At 60.0% G+C, this 18,279-nt stretch carries 19 protein-coding genes; 11 read left to right on the top strand and 8 right to left on the bottom strand.

Annotated features, from left to right (window positions below; translation table 11 throughout):
- Nucleotides 1-173: 173 nt before the first annotated feature.
- Nucleotides 174-584, top strand: coding sequence for an HPF/RaiA family ribosome-associated protein (locus AB4O09_RS06340; protein ID WP_003205407.1), 411 nt, complete (start codon nt 174-176; stop codon nt 582-584).
- A gap of 135 nt (nt 585-719) precedes the next feature.
- Here the strand turns inward: AB4O09_RS06340 and AB4O09_RS06345 are convergent, their stop codons facing one another.
- Entirely contained in the window at nt 720-1,595 is an 876-nt protein-coding gene (locus AB4O09_RS06345) for a helix-turn-helix domain-containing protein (RefSeq protein WP_027911439.1), read from the bottom strand.
- Between the two features lie 136 nt (nt 1,596-1,731).
- On the opposite strand from AB4O09_RS06345, the gene AB4O09_RS06350 reads away from it, so the two are divergent.
- Nucleotides 1,732-2,634, top strand: coding sequence for a DMT family transporter (locus AB4O09_RS06350; RefSeq protein ID WP_003205405.1), 903 nt, complete (start codon nt 1,732-1,734; stop codon nt 2,632-2,634).
- A gap of 41 nt (nt 2,635-2,675) precedes the next feature.
- Here AB4O09_RS06350 and AB4O09_RS06355 read toward each other — a convergent pair whose 3' ends face one another.
- The 5 genes from AB4O09_RS06355 to norR all read right to left on the bottom strand — a co-directional run bounded on the left by AB4O09_RS06355 (nt 2,676) and on the right by norR (nt 7,774).
- The gene (locus AB4O09_RS06355) at nt 2,676-3,647 is read right to left on the bottom strand and encodes a 2-hydroxyacid dehydrogenase (protein ID WP_003205404.1); all 972 of its coding nucleotides are present in this window, start codon (nt 3,645-3,647) and stop codon (nt 2,676-2,678) included.
- A 249-nt stretch (nt 3,648-3,896) separates the two neighbouring features.
- A complete protein-coding gene (locus AB4O09_RS06360; RefSeq protein WP_013694187.1) occupies nt 3,897-4,646 on the bottom strand; it encodes a YkgJ family cysteine cluster protein in 750 nt (249 codons plus the stop codon).
- 80 nt (nt 4,647-4,726) lie between these two features.
- On the bottom strand, nt 4,727-5,053 hold the full coding sequence (locus tag AB4O09_RS06365) for a hypothetical protein (protein ID WP_027911436.1): 327 nt from the start codon (nt 5,051-5,053) through the stop codon (nt 4,727-4,729).
- A 101-nt stretch (nt 5,054-5,154) separates the two neighbouring features.
- Nucleotides 5,155-6,057 carry a chemotaxis protein CheV gene (locus AB4O09_RS06370; protein WP_003205401.1) on the bottom strand — a complete coding sequence of 301 codons (903 nt, stop codon included), beginning with the start codon at nt 6,055-6,057 and terminating at the stop codon, nt 5,155-5,157.
- Nucleotides 6,058-6,217: 160 nt separating this feature from the next.
- Nucleotides 6,218-7,774 carry a nitric oxide reductase transcriptional regulator NorR gene (norR, locus tag AB4O09_RS06375; protein ID WP_027911435.1) on the bottom strand — a complete coding sequence of 519 codons (1,557 nt, stop codon included), beginning with the start codon at nt 7,772-7,774 and terminating at the stop codon, nt 6,218-6,220.
- Between the two features lie 152 nt (nt 7,775-7,926).
- On the opposite strand from norR, the gene hmpA reads away from it, so the two are divergent.
- From hmpA to AB4O09_RS06420, 9 genes are all read left to right on the top strand, one after another.
- Nucleotides 7,927-9,108: an NO-inducible flavohemoprotein gene (gene hmpA, locus AB4O09_RS06380; protein ID WP_003205399.1), complete on the top strand. Its 1,182-nt coding sequence runs from the start codon at nt 7,927-7,929 to the stop codon at nt 9,106-9,108.
- A gap of 456 nt (nt 9,109-9,564) precedes the next feature.
- Nucleotides 9,565-10,074 (top strand): disulfide bond formation protein B, encoded by a 510-nt coding sequence (locus tag AB4O09_RS06385; protein WP_003205398.1) that lies wholly within the window; start codon nt 9,565-9,567, stop codon nt 10,072-10,074.
- 776 nt (nt 10,075-10,850) lie between these two features.
- Entirely contained in the window at nt 10,851-11,798 is a 948-nt protein-coding gene (cyoA, locus tag AB4O09_RS06390; RefSeq protein WP_003205397.1) for a ubiquinol oxidase subunit II, read from the top strand.
- Between the two features lie 3 nt (nt 11,799-11,801).
- On the top strand, nt 11,802-13,832 hold the full coding sequence (cyoB, locus tag AB4O09_RS06395) for a cytochrome o ubiquinol oxidase subunit I (RefSeq protein WP_003205396.1): 2,031 nt from the start codon (nt 11,802-11,804) through the stop codon (nt 13,830-13,832).
- A gap of 3 nt (nt 13,833-13,835) precedes the next feature.
- Nucleotides 13,836-14,462 (top strand): cytochrome o ubiquinol oxidase subunit III, encoded by a 627-nt coding sequence (locus tag AB4O09_RS06400; protein ID WP_003205395.1) that lies wholly within the window; start codon nt 13,836-13,838, stop codon nt 14,460-14,462.
- Nucleotides 14,463-14,798 (top strand): cytochrome o ubiquinol oxidase subunit IV, encoded by a 336-nt coding sequence (gene cyoD / locus AB4O09_RS06405; RefSeq protein WP_003205394.1) that lies wholly within the window; start codon nt 14,463-14,465, stop codon nt 14,796-14,798.
- A gap of 11 nt (nt 14,799-14,809) precedes the next feature.
- A complete protein-coding gene (gene cyoE / locus AB4O09_RS06410) occupies nt 14,810-15,697 on the top strand; it encodes a heme o synthase (RefSeq protein ID WP_003205393.1) in 888 nt (295 codons plus the stop codon).
- A 139-nt stretch (nt 15,698-15,836) separates the two neighbouring features.
- A complete protein-coding gene (locus AB4O09_RS06415) occupies nt 15,837-16,181 on the top strand; it encodes a hypothetical protein (protein ID WP_013694185.1) in 345 nt (114 codons plus the stop codon).
- Nucleotides 16,178-16,492, top strand: coding sequence for a helix-turn-helix domain-containing protein (locus AB4O09_RS06420; RefSeq protein ID WP_003205391.1), 315 nt, complete (start codon nt 16,178-16,180; stop codon nt 16,490-16,492). The genes AB4O09_RS06415 and AB4O09_RS06420 overlap by 4 nt, the downstream gene beginning before the upstream one ends.
- A 212-nt stretch (nt 16,493-16,704) precedes the next feature.
- Here the strand turns inward: AB4O09_RS06420 and AB4O09_RS06425 are convergent, their stop codons facing one another.
- On the bottom strand, nt 16,705-17,409 hold the full coding sequence (locus AB4O09_RS06425) for a hypothetical protein (RefSeq protein ID WP_003205390.1): 705 nt from the start codon (nt 17,407-17,409) through the stop codon (nt 16,705-16,707).
- Between the two features lie 121 nt (nt 17,410-17,530).
- Nucleotides 17,531-18,274 carry a DUF72 domain-containing protein gene (locus AB4O09_RS06430; RefSeq protein WP_460108032.1) on the bottom strand — a complete coding sequence of 248 codons (744 nt, stop codon included), beginning with the start codon at nt 18,272-18,274 and terminating at the stop codon, nt 17,531-17,533.
- Between the last annotated feature and the right edge of the window lie 5 nt (nt 18,275-18,279).

The raw sequence follows: 18,279 nt of genomic DNA on the forward strand, positions 1-18,279 counted from the left end.
GTAACTCCCGACATTAACAGCGCTTTTGGCCGTTGTCTGGCTTTATTTGCATATGAATATTTATCTTTTTTTAGGGGTTGAATTGTTCATCCGCCAGCCCGACTCTGTATTCAAGGGGCCGTTGCATCAACGTCGACGGCCCCCGGCGAGCTAGCTGAAATAAGGGATGAACTATGCAAATCCAAGTCAACAGCGATAACCATATTCAAAGCAGCATCCGACTGGAGGAGTGGGTACGTACTACCATCGAAAGCACGCTCGAACGTTATGAAGAGGACCTGACACGGGTTGAGGTTCATCTGCGGGACGAGAACGGCGATAAGCCTGGTCCCCATGATCTGCGTTGCCAGCTTGAAGCACGGCCAAAGGGCCATCAGCCGATTTCCGTGACGCACAAGGCCGAATCGCTGGAACTGGCGATCGAAGGCGCGGCCACCAAACTTGAAAATGCCCTGGAGCATTTGTTCGGCAAACTGCGCGGCAAGCGCGCCGTCATTGAGGAACCGAGCGAATCCGTAGCCTTGGCCGATGCGATGCTGGAAGAGGAATTCCTGGAAAACGAACGGGCCGCGCTTCACGGCTGAAACCTCGTTCATTTCACTTGCGACTGAAAAACGGGCCTGCAATCGCAGGCCCGTTTTGTTTTTATCGCTTTGCGCTCCTGCATTGATCACATTCTCCTGTGGGAGCGAGCCTGCTCGCGATGGCGATAGCCGGCGCTAGCGCAAGAACGCCTGCCGATACTCCCCAGGCGTCGCACCCAGGGCCTGACGGAATCGATTGGTGAAGTGGCTGGCGCTGGCAAATCCGCAGGCCAGCGCCACGTCGCCCAGCGGTTGTGAGGTGGTGCGCAGCAAATGCCGCGCGCAGGTCAAGCGTCTGGCCAGCACATATTGATGAGGAGGCAGCCCGAAGCTTTCGCGGAACATCCGCGCGAAGTGGTATTCGGACAACGCACACAGCGCCGCCAATTGGCCGAGGCTGATGGCATTGGCCAAGTGGCTGTCGACGTAATCCACCAGCAACCGCCGTTGATGAGCGGCCAGGCCGCCTTTGAGGCGAAGTCCCTGGCGCTGGCCCACCTGGCTGAGCAGCAGGTGATTGAGCAAGTCATGGGCCAGGCTGGTGGTCAGCAGGCGTTCACCGGGTTCGTCCCAGTTCAGCGCGATCAACTGGCGAAAACGCTGTGCCTGTCGCGGGTCGTCGAGGAAGGTCTCCTCGTGCAGTTGCACCTGCCGGGGCTCGCGGTCCAGCAGCGTGACGCAGCCAAGGGCAAATTGTTCCGCACTGAAATACAGGTGGGCGAGGCGAATATCGCCGTTGATGACCCAGGCTGATTCATGCCCGGCCGGCAGGATGCAGAGTTTGTCCGGTGCCCCCGTGGTGTCGGGTCGCTCGCGGCGAAACGTACCGGTGCCGCCAGCGATGTAGCACGATAGCGTATGGTGCGTTGGCGCCTCGTAGTCCCGGGCATCGTGGTGATTGCTCCACAAAGCGGCCGCCAAGCCGTCCCCGAGCTCGGCGCTGTGCTCCAGGCGAGCATTGGGTGAGCTGTTGAGGGCTTGAAAGACTTGCAGGGTTTGCAGTGTGGACATGATCGGTTCTCCAACGCTTGCATCCTACTCCGTCGGCCGGTCCGTGCCAGCCTGTCAGCTGACAAAACCGCAAGTTTACGCAAGCGCCGGGTCAATGGCAGCGGGACACTGAACGTCATTGTCAGGAGCCGTCACCATGAACCTCTCGTTGTACCTGCTTACCGTGCTCATCTGGGGCACCACCTGGATTGCCCTGAAACTGCAGTTGGGCGTCGTCGCCATCCCGGTGTCGATTGTCTATCGCTTCGGCCTTGCGGCCCTGATCCTGTTTGCGATGCTCTTGCTCAGCCGGCGCTTGCAGGTGATGAATCGGCGTGGCCATTTGATTTGCGTTGCCCAGGGCCTGTGTCTGTTCTGCATCAACTTCATGTGCTTCCTGACCGCCAGCCAGTGGATTCCCAGTGGGTTGGTCGCCGTGGTGTTTTCCACCGCCACGCTCTGGAATGCCCTCAATGCCCGTGTGTTCTTCGGTCAGCGGATTGCCCGTAACGTGCTGTTGGGTGGCGCCCTGGGGCTGCTGGGGCTGGCGCTGCTGTTCTGGCCGGAGCTGGCCGGTCATAGCGCCAGCCCGCAAACCTTGCTTGGCCTGGCGCTGGCGTTGCTGGGCACCTTGTGTTTCTCGGCAGGCAACATGCTGTCGAGCCTGCAACAGAAGGCCGGCCTCAAGCCGTTGACCACCAACGCCTGGGGCATGGCCTATGGCGCGGCGATGTTGGCGGTGTGGTGCACGTTCAAAGGCATCCCGTTCGACATGGAATGGAACACGCGCTACATCGGCTCACTGTTGTACCTGGTGATCCCGGGTTCGGTGATCGGCTTTACTGCCTATCTGACGCTGGTGGGGCGCATGGGGCCGGAGCGGGCGGCGTATTGCACCGTGTTGTTCCCGGTGGTGGCGTTGAACGTGTCGGCGTTTGTCGAGGGCTACCAGTGGACGGCGCCGGCGTTGGTGGGGCTGGTGTTGGTGATGCTGGGGAACGTGCTGGTGTTTCGCAAGCCTCGGCCACAGCCCATGAAGGCCGCCTTGGGTGCGCGTTGAAATGACTGCGTTGGCCGGCCCGCTCGGGCCGGCCTAAGCGGTTACTTCCAGACTTGCGGGTTGACCAGGTTCTGCGGTCGCTCGCCCAGCAATGCACTGCGCAGGTTATCCACAGCCAGATCGGCCATGGCGGCACGGGTTTCGTGGGTGGCCGAGCCGATGTGGGGCAGGGTGACGGCGTTTTTCAACTGGAACAGCGGCGATTCGGCCAGCGGTTCTTTCTCGTAGACATCCAGCCCGGCGCCGCGGATGCGATTGTTCTGCAGGGCTTCGATCAGCGCCGGTTCATCCACCACCGGGCCCCGGGAAATGTTGACCAGGATGGCGCTCGGTTTCATCAGGCCCAATTCACGCTGGCCGATCAGATGGCGGGTCTTCTCGCTCAATGGCACGACGAGGCAGACGAAGTCCGCTTCGGCCAGCAACTGGTCCAGTTCGCGAAATTGTGCGCCCAATTGGTTTTCCAGTTCGGTCTTGCGGCTGTTGCCGCTGTAGAGGATCGGCATGTTGAACCCCAGCCGGCCACGCCGGGCAATGGCTGCGCCGATGTTGCCCATGCCGACGATACCCAGGGTCTTGCCATGTACATCGCTGCCGAACAGTTGCGGGCCGACTGTCGCCTGCCATTGGCCTGCCTTGGTCCAGGCGTCCAGTTCGGCCACGCGCCGGGCGCTGCTCATCAGCAGGGCGAAGGCCAGGTCGGCGGTGCTTTCGGTGAGTACGTCGGGGGTATTGGTGAGCATGATCCCGCGCTCGTTGAAATAGGCCAGGTCATAGTTGTCGTAGCCCACCGATATGCTGGATACCACTTGCAGGTTCGCGGCGCCTTGCAGTTGCTCGCGCCCGAGTTTGCGACCGACCCCGATCAGCCCGTGGGCGTGGGGCAGGGCTTCGTTGAACTGTGCGTTGATATCGCCCTTGGACGGGCTCGGCACAATCACGTCGAAGTCCTGTTGCAGGCGCTCGACCACCTGGGGCGTGATACGGCTGAAGGCAAGTACGGTTTTTTTCATCGTGCAAGGCTCGTCGGGGAGAAGATACCAAGCACGCTAACATTCCTGGCGAGGGTTAGGCGAGAGGGAGCTGATTGGGAATGTAGCCAACCCCTGTGGGAGCGAGCTTGCTCGCGATAGCCGTAGACCACTCAACATGGATGTCGGCTGACAGTCCGCCATCGCGAGCAAGCTCGCTCCCACAGGGGCCTGCAGTGGACAAGGCATTGGGGCTCACCCCAGGTAGAATGTGGGAGCGAGTCGCTAGGTTTATGCCGCCCGCAGCGAAATAAAGGCGTAATTGATCGGCGCTTCAGTGACCACCCGCGCGCCGCTGGCCAATACCTGGCTGGCCACATCATCGCCAGACAGATGGAACAGCCATTCACTGGTGTGCTGTTGCGCAGGTTGCAGGCGTGCCTGATCGAGGGCGGCCACGAATGCGCTCATCTGCGGCAGATACGCGGTGAACCCGTCACCCTTGAGCGCGGTGGTGCGGATGCCCAGGGCGGCGCAGATGCGGTCCTTGATGGCGATCTCTTCACGGTCGGCCTGGCGTGAACGCTCGATCAACCGGACCAGTTCCTGATCGACCAGTTCACCGCCGAGTATCAGTTGTGGCCCGGTTTCCCACGACTCTGGAGGGCATTCCTTGACGGCGATATTGAGCGGGATGTGCGGGTTGATTTCCATCGGATAGATGCGGCACACCAAGGGGCGGCGCTCATAGATGCGGCACAGGTTTTCATCGTCAAGATTCCGACAACGGCCGACGTTGTAGGCGGCAAAGGTGATCGCCACAAGGGCCTCGATGCTGCCGCTGTGGACCACCGCCGAGCGGCGCTCGGCATGCTCGCGTTGCCCTGCCGGCAGGCCGAGGCCGTTGGGCAGGAAGGCTTCCACCAGGACAATCACCTGGCCGCCGTCGTCCGCCCACATCCGGGCCTCGTCGAGGGTCAGGGGGACGTGGTGATCGGTGCAGCATTTGCCGCACCCTACACAGGAAAACGTTGTGTTCATTGAGCGCCCGGTCGCAGAAAGCTGGGGGACGGCGACAGAAAAACGCCGTGATGGACCGTGCGAAGCAAGTTATGCGCCACTCACCGGTCGGTAGCGGCCTGGCGGATCGAGTCCCACTCGGTCACATAGGCGGTTTTGGTTTTTTTGCTGTAGAGGCACAACTCGGTGCCGATCGCCCCTTTCATGTGTTTCTGCGGATATTGGCCTTGCAGTAACAGCGCGGTGTAGCCGACTCGGTCGTCGAATTGAGCGGCGTTACCCACCGGCTCGGCGCTCTTCAAGCCGCTGGCCTTGATGCAACTGGCCAGCACGGCTTTGTCGTGGGCGGCCCAGGCGTCCGGGCTGGAGGCATGGGCCTGGGAGGCCAGGACGGTGAGGCCAAGGAGAGTCAATATGCGGATTTTCATCAGGGAGCCTTGTTCCGGGAAGCCAGGACAAGAGTATGCCTGAGGTTGTCGGACGGTGATCGCTCCCGCGCCGGAACGCAGAAGCGAGCAACCGATATGATTCAGTGACCCTGCTCGGCAACGGCCTTGGCCGCTGTGATCAGGCACTTGGTCAGTTCCGGTGAGGAGAACTTGGTGAGCACGCCGTTGGCACCCGACAGCCGGGCTTTTTCGCTGTTCATGGCGCTGTCCAGCGAGGTGTGCAGCAGCACGTAGAGGTGGGCGAAGTCTGGGGTTTCGCGCAGCGTCCGGGTGAGGGCATAGCCGTCCATCTCCGACATCTCGATGTCGGAGACGATCAGGTTGATCTGTTCGGCCGTGCCTTGCAGGTCCAGCAGGCACTCGATGGCTTCCTTGGCGCTGCGCGCGGTGTGGCATTGCAGGCCCAGGTTGCGCAGGGTGTGCACCGATTGCTGCAGCGCGACCTGGCTGTCATCGACCACCAGGATCCGTGCGTTGCCCAGCACTTCGGCGTCTTCCATGCTCAGTTCGGTCGGCGCGGTTTCGATCTGTGCCGGGGCGATGCCGTGGATGACCTTTTCGATGTCCAGCACCTGCACCAGCGTGCCGTCCACCGAGGTCACGCCGGTGATGTACGAACGCACACCGCCGGAGCCGTAGGGTGGCGGTTTGATGTCGGTGGTCAGGCAATGCACGATCTTGCTCACCGCCTGCACATGCAAACCCTGTTTGGAACGGCTGACGTCAGTGACGATCAGGCAGCCGCCATCCGGGTCTTCCAGCGGTCGCTCGCCAATGGCGCGGCTCAGGTCGATCACCGACAACGATGTCCCGCGCAGGGTGGCGATGCCTTTGACGTGCGGATGCGACTCCGGCAGCTTGGTCAATGGTGGGCAGGGAATGATTTCACTGACCTTGAGCAGGTTGATTGCCATCAGCTTGCCGCTGCGCAAGGTAAACAGCAGAAGCGAAAGTGAATCTGCGCGGGCTTTGTTGGAAGACATAAAAACCTTCTGTGGAAAAAGGTGGGGCGAACTCGAGGATCGCCAAAACAGCTTTTGATATTGGGTTATCGACTCGTTGGGGACAGGCTTTAGGGCGAAAGCCGTCGGCAACCCAATTCACTTGCTCAAATTTCCTTTGAGTGTGCCAATCCACAGGTTTCTATTTCAGCCCCAACCGCCGGGCCATCCGCCCCAGGTTCGCCCGGTCCAGCCCCAGCTCCCGGGCGGCGCCGGCCCAGTTGTGCTGGTGACGCTCCAGGCAGGCAGCGATCAGCGTGCGCTGGAACTCGTCCACCGCTTCGCGCAAGTCTCCGGTTACGCCCTGCGCGGTCGGTGCCGGGCTGATGGACGAAGGTGTGGGGTTGTCCACAGGCGCCTGGGGCAAATCCAGGTCCTGGGCGCTGAGGCTGAGGATTTTCGGGCGTGTCGCGCACCGGCCCAAGGCCTTCAAGGCGCTGCGGCCGATCAGGTGTTCCAGTTCGCGCACATTGCCCGGCCAGTCGTAGGCCAGCAGTGCGGCCTGGGCATCGCTGGTCAGGCGCAGGCTGCCCAGGCCCATGCGCGAACGGTTGTGCTCCAGGAAAAAACCGCTGAGCAGCAGCACGTCCCGCCCGCGATCGCGCAGCGCCGGCACCTGCAGCGGATACACGCTCAAGCGATGGTAGAAGTCGGCCCGATACCGGCCGTTGCGCACTTCTTCGGCCAGGTCGCGATTGGTGGCCGCGATCAGGCGCACATCGACCCGGTGTTCCATGTCCGAGCCCAGGCGTTGCAGTTGGCCGCTTTGCAGTACCCGCAACAACTTGGCCTGGACAGTCAGGGACAACTCGCCCACTTCGTCGAGGAACAAGGTGCCGCCGTCGGCCAGTTCGAACTTGCCGCGCCGGTCGTTCGTGGCCCCGGTGAAGGCGCCTCGTACATGGCCGAAGAGTTCGCTTTCCACCAGCGTATCGGGCAGGGCGGCGCAATTGAGGCTGATGAGTGGCTGCTCGGCACGTTTCGACGCGGCATGGATGGCCTGGGCGACCAGTTCCTTGCCCACGCCGGTTTCGCCGGTGATCAATACCGTCAGGTCGCTGCTGCCCACCAGCGCGATCTCTTCCACCAGGCGCTTGTGGGCCTTGCTCTGGCCGACCATGTCGCGAGGTTGCTGGCCGCTGGCCTGGCGATAGACCTCTGCGCGGCGGTGCTCGTCCTCGGCCTTCAGGGCCAGGCGCTCGATGCGCTCGGCGGCGCTGACCGTGGCGGCGGCGAGGCTGGCGAAGGCTTGCAGGGCACTCAGGTCGATGGGCTCGAAGCGCTCAGGATCCAGCGAATCCAGGGTCAGCAGGCCCCAGGGCCGTTCGTCGACGAACAGCGGGCAGCCCATGCAGTCATGAACCTCCAGATGTTCGGCGAGCCCCTCGACCAATCCGTCGTACGGATCGGGCAGGCCGCTGTCGGCGGCGAAGCGGGTGGGCTGTGGGCTGGCCAGCAGCGCTTCGAAGCGCGGGTGTTCGCTGACCCGGAATCGCCGGCCCAGTGTATCGGTGCTCAGGCCATCCACGGCGAGCGGCACCAGGCAGTCGCCGTCCAGGCGCAACAACGCCGCCGCATCGCAGGGCAGCAGGGTTCGCAAGGTGCCGAGCAGGCGACGATAACGTTCGCCTTCAGGCAGTTCGCGGGACAGATCGGCCACCAGTGGTAGCAGGGAGGTCAGCAGGGCGGTTGCGGTCATAATGACTCCATGTAGTCTTAACGACTATAAGGTGGGCCGTGTCGATATGACTACATTGTTTTTAACTATCTGATATTTAATGAAAAAATTTATGGCATGGAAACTGATAAGACTTACCTAACTGTTATCGGTCATACGCCAGGAGTCACCCTATGCTCAGTCGAGAAGAACGCGCCATCATTCGCTCCACCGTTCCGTTGCTTGAAAGTGGTGGTGAGGCGCTGATCACTCACTTCTATCGCATGATGCTGTCCGAATACCCGCAGGTGCGCCCATTGTTCAACCAGGCTCACCAGGCCAGTGGCGATCAACCGCGGGCCTTGGCCAATGGTGTGTTGATGTATGCGCGGCACATTGACCAGCTCGATCAATTGGGCGATCTGGTGGCGAAGATCGTCAACAAACACGTTGCCCTGCAGATCCTGCCGGAACATTACCCGATTGTCGGTTCGTGCCTGCTGCGAGCAATTGCCGAAGTGCTGGGCGCAGAGATCGCCACGCCCGAAGTGATTGCGGCATGGGGCGCAGCCTACAACCAGTTGGCCGATATCCTGATCGGCGCCGAAGCCGGCATGTACGACAAGAAGGCCGAGGCGCCGGGCGGCTGGCGTGGCGAGCGTGAGTTCATCCTGACTGCCAAGGTGCAGGAAAGCTCGGAGATCACTTCGTTTTACTTTGAACCGGCGGACAAGGGCCCGATCCTGCTGGCCGAGCCAGGCCAGTACATCGGCATGAAGCTCATGCTCGATGGCGAGGAAGTACGCCGCAACTATTCACTGTCAGCCCTGGCGGACAACGGTCAATACCGTATCAGCGTCAAGCGCGAGCCGGGCGGGCGGGTGTCCAACCACCTGCATCATCATTTCGACGTCGGCAGCCGCATCCAGTTGTTCCCACCGTCCGGGGATTTCTACCTGACTGCCAGCGACAAACCGCTGGTGCTGATCAGTGGCGGTGTCGGCATCACCCCGACCCTGGCCATGTTGCAGGCGGCGCTGCAAACCGAGCGGCCGGTGCATTTCATTCATTGCGCGCGCAACGGCCGTGCCCATGCCTTCCGCGACTGGATCGACGAGCTGGCCAAGCGGCATCCGCAGCTCAAGCGCTTCTATTGCTACGACGAAGACGACGGCTTGAGCCCGGCGGCCGACAAGGTGGGGCTGTTGAGCCAGGAACAACTGGCGCAATGGCTGCCGCAGCAACGTGACGTGGACGCCTATTTCCTCGGGCCGAAGGGCTTCATGGGCGCCGTCAAGCGCCACCTCAAGGCCTTGGGCGTGCCGGAGCAGCAGAGCCGTTACGAATTCTTCGGCCCGGCGGCGGCACTGGAATAAGGCCGCGCTAAACCGGGAGACCGGGTTGCCTTCATCGCGAGCAGGCTCGCTCCCACAAGGGATCTGCGGTGGACACGATTCCTGTGAACACCACAAAAAAACTGTGGGAGCGGGCTTGCTCGCGATTGCGTAAGTACATTCAACATCAATGCAAGCTGACCCACCGCTATCGCGAGCAAGCTCGCTCCCACCCTGGATCTGTGCGGGTGACAAAATCCGCGTCCGCCACAAATCCCTTGTGGGAGCGAGCCTGCTCGTGATGGCGGCGGCAGGTCCATCCTGGGTCCAACTGACCAGAATTAATCCGTACTTAACCTTCTCAAGGTCTATTCCCCTTCAATGTCGACGCCCGCTGCTCGTTCACTGTCATGGTCTGCGTGTAGACTTCGGGCATCCGACCGCGCGCCCGAGCGTCGCCGTGCCGCGCGTCGATCAATGCAGACAAAGGGAAACGCAATGAGTGAGGAAATGATGCGGTTAGGCCGTGAGCGGCGCTATCTGGTGCTGCTGGGGCTGATCTGCCTGGCGCTGATCGGCGGTGCGCTGTACATGCAGGTGGCCCTCGGCGAGGCGCCGTGCCCGCTGTGTATCTTGCAACGCTATGCGCTGTTGCTGATCGCGATCTTCGCCTTCATCGGTGCCGCCATGCGCACCCGCCGCAGCCTGACGATCTTCGAAGGCCTGGTGGTGCTCAGCGCCCTGGCCGGTGCCGGGGTGGCAGGGCATCACGTGTACACCCAGTTCTTCCCGGCGGTCAGTTGCGGCATCGACGTGTTGCAACCGATTGTCGATGACCTGCCGCTGGCGAAGATCTTTCCGCTGGGGTTCCAGGTCGATGGCTTTTGCTCCACCCCCTACCCACCGATCCTGGGTCTGTCCCTGGCGCAATGGGCACTGGTGGCCTTCGTGTTGACGGTAGTGCTGGTGCCGTTGCTGGTGTCACGTAACCGTAAACAGATTCGCTGAAGCGTCTTCATGAAACGCCCCGGTTTCTCTTCTGGAGAGCCGGGGCGTTTTGCGTTTCACTCTTGAGCCGGACCGTCCTTGATCCGAGGCAAGAATAGCCTGCGACAATGTGCGACATGTTGTCACATATCTTGAGCCGCTCAGCCTTTTCGAGGGCAATTAAGCGCACCTTCCTGTAACAAAAAGCCGTCCGGTTTCGCAAAACGCGCATCACCTGCAGCAGGCATTTTTAACAGCGAAGCGTCGGGCGCCAGAGCCCCCGAAAACTGGGCGCTTGCCGGGCAAAAAAGCTCTTCGTGATCCTGTCGAGCTGTCTAAATCGGGCATAGTAGCCCTACGTTTTTTGGGGTTCTTGTTGAGAATTAATTTCGATAACATACTGGCTTGTTGCAATATCTGCGAAAGATTGTTGCCGGATCGGATAAAAATTATTTCGAGATGAGACATGGTCTACAGCGCCTCAGCTCACTACAATCGCCCGCACCGATTTTCCGACCCGGCTCAAGCTTGAGCACGAGAGTGGTCGAAGGGCGCCAGCGCCCCATGCGACCCCAGGTGTCGGTGCCTCCAAACTACCCGCACCAAATGGAATTGGGCTTGAACTAGGCCTTTGACCAACGAATAAGAACTCACTGCTGGCCCAGGATGTGTCGAACAGCCGCTGACGTTCGACGGGCAGCCCTTATTCAATCCAAGAAAATGCCAACCCTTGGCAGGGTGAAGTGTTGGCGATCAAAACCCAACTGCATTGCGCAAGCTGCTTTAGAGGTCGTGAGATGAGTAAAAACAGGTACCCCCGATTACTAGGCTTGTTGCCGCTGCTCGGCACGTTGCTGCTGGGAGGCTGCAACATGACCTTGCTCGATCCCAAGGGCCAGGTCGGCCTGGATGAACGAAACCTGATCATCACCGCTACGCTGCTGATGTTGCTGGTCGTTGTGCCGGTCATCGTCATGACCTTCCTGTTCGCCTGGAAGTACCGCGCAACCAATACCAATGCCACCTACACGCCGAAGTGGTCGCATTCGACCAAGATCGAAGTGGCGGTGTGGACCATTCCGGTTCTGATCATCATTGCCCTGGGTTACGTCACCTACAAGTCGACCCACGCCCTGGACCCGTATCGTCCGCTGGATTCCGACGTCAAGCCGATCACCATTGAAGTGGTCTCCATGGACTGGAAGTGGTTGTTCATCTATCCGGAACAAGGCATTGCCACGGTCAACAAGATCGTGTTCCCGGCCCACACGCCGATCAATTTCAAGGTCACTTCCGACACCGTGATGAACTCGTTCTTCATCCCGGGCCTGGGCGGCCAGATCTATGCGATGGCGGGCATGCAGACCAAGCTGCACCTGATCGCCAACCAGAACGCCGAACTCGACGGTATCTCCGCCAACTACAGCGGCGCGGGCTTTACCGGTATGAAGTTCAAAGCAATCGCCACGACCCAGGAAGATTTCGACGCTTGGGTCAACGATGTGAAGAAGGCACCTAAACAGCTTGAAAAAGCTGAATACGAAGCCCTTTCCAAGCCGAGCCAGAACAATCCAGTCGAACTCTACTCGTCGGTTACGCCGAACCTGTTCCAGACCATCATCGACAAGTATGAAGGGATGAATCCGGGCAAGCCGATGCACCACGAGAAGAACGAGAAGGAAGTGGCCCACAACATGGAAGGGATGGACATGAGTTCGCATTCAGCTGCCGGGGCAGAGGAGTAAACGATGTTTGGTAAATTAAGTTGGGAAGCGATCCCGTTCCACGAGCCGATTGTCATGGTGACCCTCGCCATCATCGCACTCGGCGGTCTGGCGCTGTTCGCGGGGATCACTTACTTCAAGAAGTGGACCTACCTGTGGACCGAGTGGCTGACATCGGTCGACCACAAGAAAATCGGCGTGATGTATATCGTCGTCGCCATGGTCATGCTGCTGCGTGGTTTTGCCGACGCCATCATGATGCGTACCCAGCTGGCCATGGCCACCGAGGGTTCGCCTGGCTACCTGCCGCCTGAACACTATGACCAGATCTTCACCGCCCACGGTGTGATCATGATCATCTTCATGGCGATGCCATTCTTCACCGGCCTGATGAACCTTGCAGTGCCGCTGCAGATCGGCGCCCGTGACGTCGCCTTCCCGTTCCTGAACTCCCTGAGCTTCTGGTTGCTGGTTTCCGGCGTAGTGCTGATCAACCTGTCCCTGGGCGTTGGCGAATTCGCCAAGACCGGTTGGGTTGCCTATCCACCGCTGTCGGGCCTGCAATACAGTCCGGGCGTGGGGATGGATTACTACATCTGGGCGCTACAGCTATCCGGGTTGGGTACAACGCTGACGGGGGTCAACTTCCTGGCCACCGTGGTCAAAATGCGTACCCCGGGCATGAAGCTGATGGACATGCCGATCTTCACCTGGACCTGCACCTGGGCCAACGTCCTGATCGTCGCTTCCTTCCCGATCCTGACCGCTACCCTGGCTCTGCTGACGCTTGACCGCTACATGGATTTCCACATTTTCACCAATGAACTTGGTGGCAATCCGATGATGTACGTCAACCTGTTCTGGGCCTGGGGTCACCCTGAGGTGTACATCCTGATCCTCCCGGCGTTCGGGATTTTCTCCGAAGTCATCTCGACCTTCTCCGGCAAGAAACTGTTCGGCCACCACTCGATGATCTACGCCAGCGGCGCGATCTCGGTACTGGGCTTCATGGTCTGGCTGCACCACTTCTTCACCATGGGTTCGGGCGCCAGCGTCAACGCCTTCTTCGGCCTGGCGACGATGCTGATTTCGATCCCGACGGGGGTGAAGCTATTCAACTGGCTGTTCACCATCTATCAGGGCCGCCTGCGTTTCACCAGCCACGTGATGTGGACCCTGGGCTTCATGGTGACCTTCGCCATCGGCGGCATGACCGGCGTATTGCTGGCCATCCCGGGTGCTGACTTCGTGCTGCACAACAGCCTGTTCGTGATCGCGCACTTCCACAACGTGATCATCGGTGGCGCCGTGTTTGGCTACATCGCCGGCTTCGCCTTCTACTTCCCGAAAGCGTTCGGCTTCAAGCTGCACGAAGGCTGGGGCAAGGCAGCGTTCTGGTTCTGGATCACCGGCTTCTTCGTCGCGTTCATGCCGCTCTATGTACTGGGCTTCATGGGCATGACCCGTCGCCTGAACACCACCACCAACCCTGAGTGGGTGCCGTACCTGTACGTCGCCATGTTCGGTGCGGTGATGATCGCTGTTGGTATCGCCTGCCAACTGATCCAGTTGTATGTCAGCGTGCGCGATCGCAACAAGCCAGAGAACATGTGCGACCACGGTGACCCGTGGAATGCCCATACCCTGGAATGGTCGACCTCTTCGCCACCGCCGTTCTACAACTTCGCCGTGCTGCCAAAAGCAGACGTCATCGACCCGTTCACCGAAGCCAAGGAAAACGGCACCGCGTACCCGGTCCCGGCCAAGTACGAGCCGATCCACATGCCCAACAACACCGCTACCGGTGTGGTCATGGGCGCGCTGCTGACCGTGTTCGGTTTCGCGATGATCTGGCACATCTGGTGGCTGGCCATCGCCAGCCTGGTCGGCACCGTGGTGTATTTCGCTATCCATGCTGCCCGTGACGATCAGGGCTACATGGTGCCGGTGGATGTCATCGAGCGCATCGAAGCCGAGCAGCACAAACGTCTGGTAGCGGCCGGGAAAGTCCCTGCCACCGCCACCCGTGTTGAAACCTCGTTGGAACAGGCTTAAACCATGTCGAACTTAGTGACCACTGTTGGACACGCCCATGGTCATGACCATGGGCACGATGACCATCACCACGACTCGGGCGAGATGACCGTATTCGGTTTCTGGCTCTACCTGATGACCGACTGCATTCTGTTTGCGTCGATCTTCGCAGCGTACGCGGTGCTGGTTAACAACGTCGCCGGTGGCCCATCGGGCCACGACATCTTCGAACTGCCGTACGTACTGGGCGAAACCGCGCTGCTGCTGTTCAGCTCGATCACCTACGGCTTCGCCATGCTGGCGTTGTTCAAGGGCAAGAAAACCCAGGTACTGGGCTGGCTGGCCATGACCTTCCTGTTCGGTGCCGGCTTCATCGGCATGGAGATCAACGAGTTCCACATGTTGATCTCCGAGGGCTACGGCCCTAACCGCAGCGGCTTCCTGTCCGGGTTTTTCACCCTGGTCGGCACCCACGGTCTGCACGTGACCAGCGGCCTGATCTGGATGGCGATCATGATGTACCAGGTCCAGAAAAACGGCCTGACCGCCACCAACAAGACGCGCCTGAGCTGCCTGAGCCTGTTCTGGCACTTCCTGGACGTGGTGTGGATCTGCGTATTCACCGTTGTTTATCTGATGGGGACCCTGTAAATGGCTAACGCACATTCCCATGATGGCCACGACGCCGGCCACGGCAGCGTCAAGTCCTACGCCATCGGTTTCATTCTGTCGGTGATCCTGACCGTCATTCCGTTCGGCCTGGTGATGTACCCATCGCTGCCCAAGAGCCTGACCCTGTGGATCGTACTGATCTTCGCCGTGGTCCAGGTACTGGTGCACCTGGTGTACTTCCTGCACCTGGACCGCTCCGCCGCCCAACGTAACAACGTGGTCGCGTTTGTCTTTGCCGCGATCGTGATTGTCCTGCTGGTTGGCCTGTCGTTGTGGATCATGTTCAGCATCCACACCAACATGATGGCGCACTGAGGAAAGTCCGGATGTCCCTGAAGCACTTTATCCAAATCACCAAGCCGGGGATCATTTTCGGTAACGTGCTTTCTGTGGCAGGCGGGTTTTTCCTGGCCTCGAAAGGGCATGTCGATCTGGCCATCTTCCTGGCGGCGATGATCGGCACTTCCCTGGTGGTGGCGTCCGGTTGTGTGTTCAACAACTGCATCGACCGTGACATCGATATCAAGATGGAACGCACCAAGAATCGGGCGCTGGTCCAGGGCCTGATTCCGGTGCAACTGGCCCTGGCGTTCGCCACGGTGCTGGGCGTGGCCGGCGTGGCGCTGTTGTACTCGGTGGCCAACCCGTTGGCTGCGTTGTTCGCGGTGATCGGTTTTGTCATCTACGTCGGCCTCTACAGCCTGTACCTCAAGCGCAAGTCGGTCCACGGCACGCTGGTGGGCAGCCTGTCGGGGGCGATGCCGCCGGTGATCGGCTATGTGGCGGTCAGCAACAGCTTCGACATGGCTGCGCTGACGCTGCTGGTGATGTTCAGCCTCTGGCAGATGCCGCATTCCTACGCCATCGCGATCTTCCGCTTCAACGACTACCTGGCGGCCTCGATTCCGGTGCTACCGGTCAAGCGCGGTATCCGGGTGGCCAAGAAGCACATCCTGCTGTACATCCTGGCCTTCCTCGTGGCGACCTTGATGCTGACCTTCAGTGGCTACGCCGGCATGAGCTACCTCGCCGTCGCCGCCGCCATGGGCATGTACTGGCTGTACATGGCCTGGACCGGCTACAAGGCGGTGGATGACACGGTCTGGGCACGCAAGCTGTTCGTGTTCTCGATCTTCACCATCACCGCCCTGAGCGTCATGATGTCCCTGGACTTCAAGGTGCCGAGTGAGCTGCTGCTGACCTACGCGCCTTAAGCTTCAGACGCCACAAAAAAAGCCCCGCCTTCGAGAGAAGCGCGGGGCTTTTTGTTGAGGTGAGGTGTGGATTGGCTGTCATTCGTCGCAATAGATTATGGTTTGTTGAACTATGCGCAATTTGCCTATAGTTTCTGCCATGCGTACCCTATTTTTTGAAACGACTACATTCACCGACACGGTTGGCCATTACCTGACTGATGATGAGTATCGCCTGCTTCAGTCCTATATGCTGCAGCATCCAGAGGTTGGTGACGTCATGCCACGTACCGGCGGCTTTCGTAAGCTGCGCTGGTTCGATGAACGTCGTGGTAAAGGGAAGCGAGGCGGGTTGCGCGTTATTTACTATTGGCTCATGAACGATCGTCAGTTCTGGATGTTCGCGATTTATGACAAGGACGAGTTGGAAAACCTGACCTCCGAGCAAGAGAAGACGCTCAAACGCGCCATAGAAGCTGAGTTGAAAGTACGAGGTACCTTATGAAAAAGCGCGATCTGTTTGCCGAGATGATGCAAGGCGTCGAGGAGATGGCCGCCCACCGGGAGGGCAAGATTACCCTTCGCCAGATATCGATCGAAGACAAACCGGTTCCCGAGGTGTCTGCCCAAGAAATCGTGGCGTTGCGCGACAAGCTCCACATGTCTCAAGCCGTTTTCGCCAAGAGCATCAGGACCAGTCCAGGTACGCTCAGGAACTGGGAGCAGGAGAAGTCCAAGCCTAACGCCCAGGCGGCTTTGTTGATCAAGCTGGTCGAGAAGTTTCCAGATATGGTCGAGCGGCTTGGCGCTGTTTGATCAGCTCATATCCATGAAAACAGCCCCGCCTTCGAGAGAAGCGCGGGGCTTTTTCATGGCCACTGCCTGGAGGATCGCTCCTACGCTCCGCGTGGGAATGCAGCCTGGGACGCTCTGCGTCCCCCAAGAGCCGAACGCGGAGCGTCCGAGGAGTCATTCCCACGCGGAGCGTGGGGACTATCGATCGCGAGCAAGCTCGCTCCCACATGGGCTTATTGCTGGGCGATGCTGTAGCCATCGAACGCTTTCTGCTGTTGCAGGGCGGTGACGATGCTTTTGCGGGTGGCCTGTTGTTCGGTGCCGTCATTGTCCAGGAAGGTTTCGCTTTCCAGCTCGGCTTCGTCGCCTTCGCCTACGAAATTGAAGCCCAGGAACTCGAAGGCCTCGCGGTCGACGTTCGGCTTGGAGCGTGGTGTGCGCAGGGGCAGGGTGACGCTGATGCCATCCTTGCTGATAACAAACACTTCGGCTTCCTTCTTGGCCCGCGAGGCCTTGCCCTTGCTGCCGCTCGGGTTGCTGATGGCCTGGTGGGTCTGGTTCAGTACTTTCAGGGCCAGGCCGTAGACCAGTTCCTGGAACGACGGGTCGTCCTTGTAGCTGGAGAGGATACGGCTGATCGGGAAGCGGCTGCTCAGGTCTTCCAGGGCTGCGAAATCGGCGGCTTCGGCGTCCTTGAGTTGTTTGAGCTGGCCCATGAGTTCATAGGCCTTGTCGTCGTCGAACGCATCGTGAGCCTGGCGGATGGCGTTGCGCAGTTCGCGGATCTGGTCGCTTTCGCGATTCGACTGGAACGCATCGAGGACCATTTCGCTGATGGTTTTGGCCTGGGGCAGATGCTGTGAAAGATTGATGGAGTTTTCGTATTCCGCTTTGGACGACAGGGTGACTAAGGATTCAGCGGTGTTGGAATCGGACATTGAAATTTCACTACTTCTGTTAGCGGGATGAGGCGAGAAAGGCATTGAGCTTTTTTCCGGTCGCCTAATCTATTGGACGCGGGCGGTGTTGTCACGGTCGGACCGGTCACCGGTGTCTATTTCAGTCGCGCAGCAAATCCATCAGCCGCAACGCATCCGGCGTCGCGGCGCCACTGGCGGTGTTGTCGAAGATGCACCATGTCGGCGTGTCGGGGTCGGCTTTCAACGTTCGGGCGAGGTGCTCCAGCCGGGCGTCTTCGTAAGCTGAGTAGTAAATTCGTGGTGAGCCGTGCAAGCGGTAGTAGCGAATGCCGGGCCAGCCTGCGGGTTGATCGCCGCCGGGCAAGGGGGACGGATCGGCGGCGACACGGCCGATGCATTCGTCTTGCAGCATCGCTGCGACCTCGGGCATGAGCCAGCTCGGGTGTCGCGGCTCAAGCACTGCGTAACCCTGATAACGGTCCCGCAAGGCCTTGAAGAACCCCCCGGCCACTGCGGCATCGAAGGCCAGCGACGGTGGCAACTGAATCAACAGGCAACCAAGCTGTTCTCCCAGTTGCGAGCATTGCCCGAGGAATTCATCCACAAGCCCTCCGCAGTCGATCAGTCGCCGTTTATGGGTAATCTGTTTGGGCACTTTGACCGAGAAACGAAAATCCCGGGCCACGCTGGCTGCCCACTTTGCATACGTGGCGGGACGGTGAGGGCGGTAGAACGAGCTGTTGATTTCCACGGCCGGGAATCGGCTGCTATAGCGTTGCAAATGAGTCCCGTCGACAGCAAAGGCCGGCCAGTGCTCCCGGGGCAGCGACCAGCCGGCGCAGCCCAGGTAAAGGCGTGAGAGGGAGGGCGGTCGAGTCGGCAAGGGTG

Source organism: Pseudomonas sp. H1_F01 (assembly GCF_054681425.1).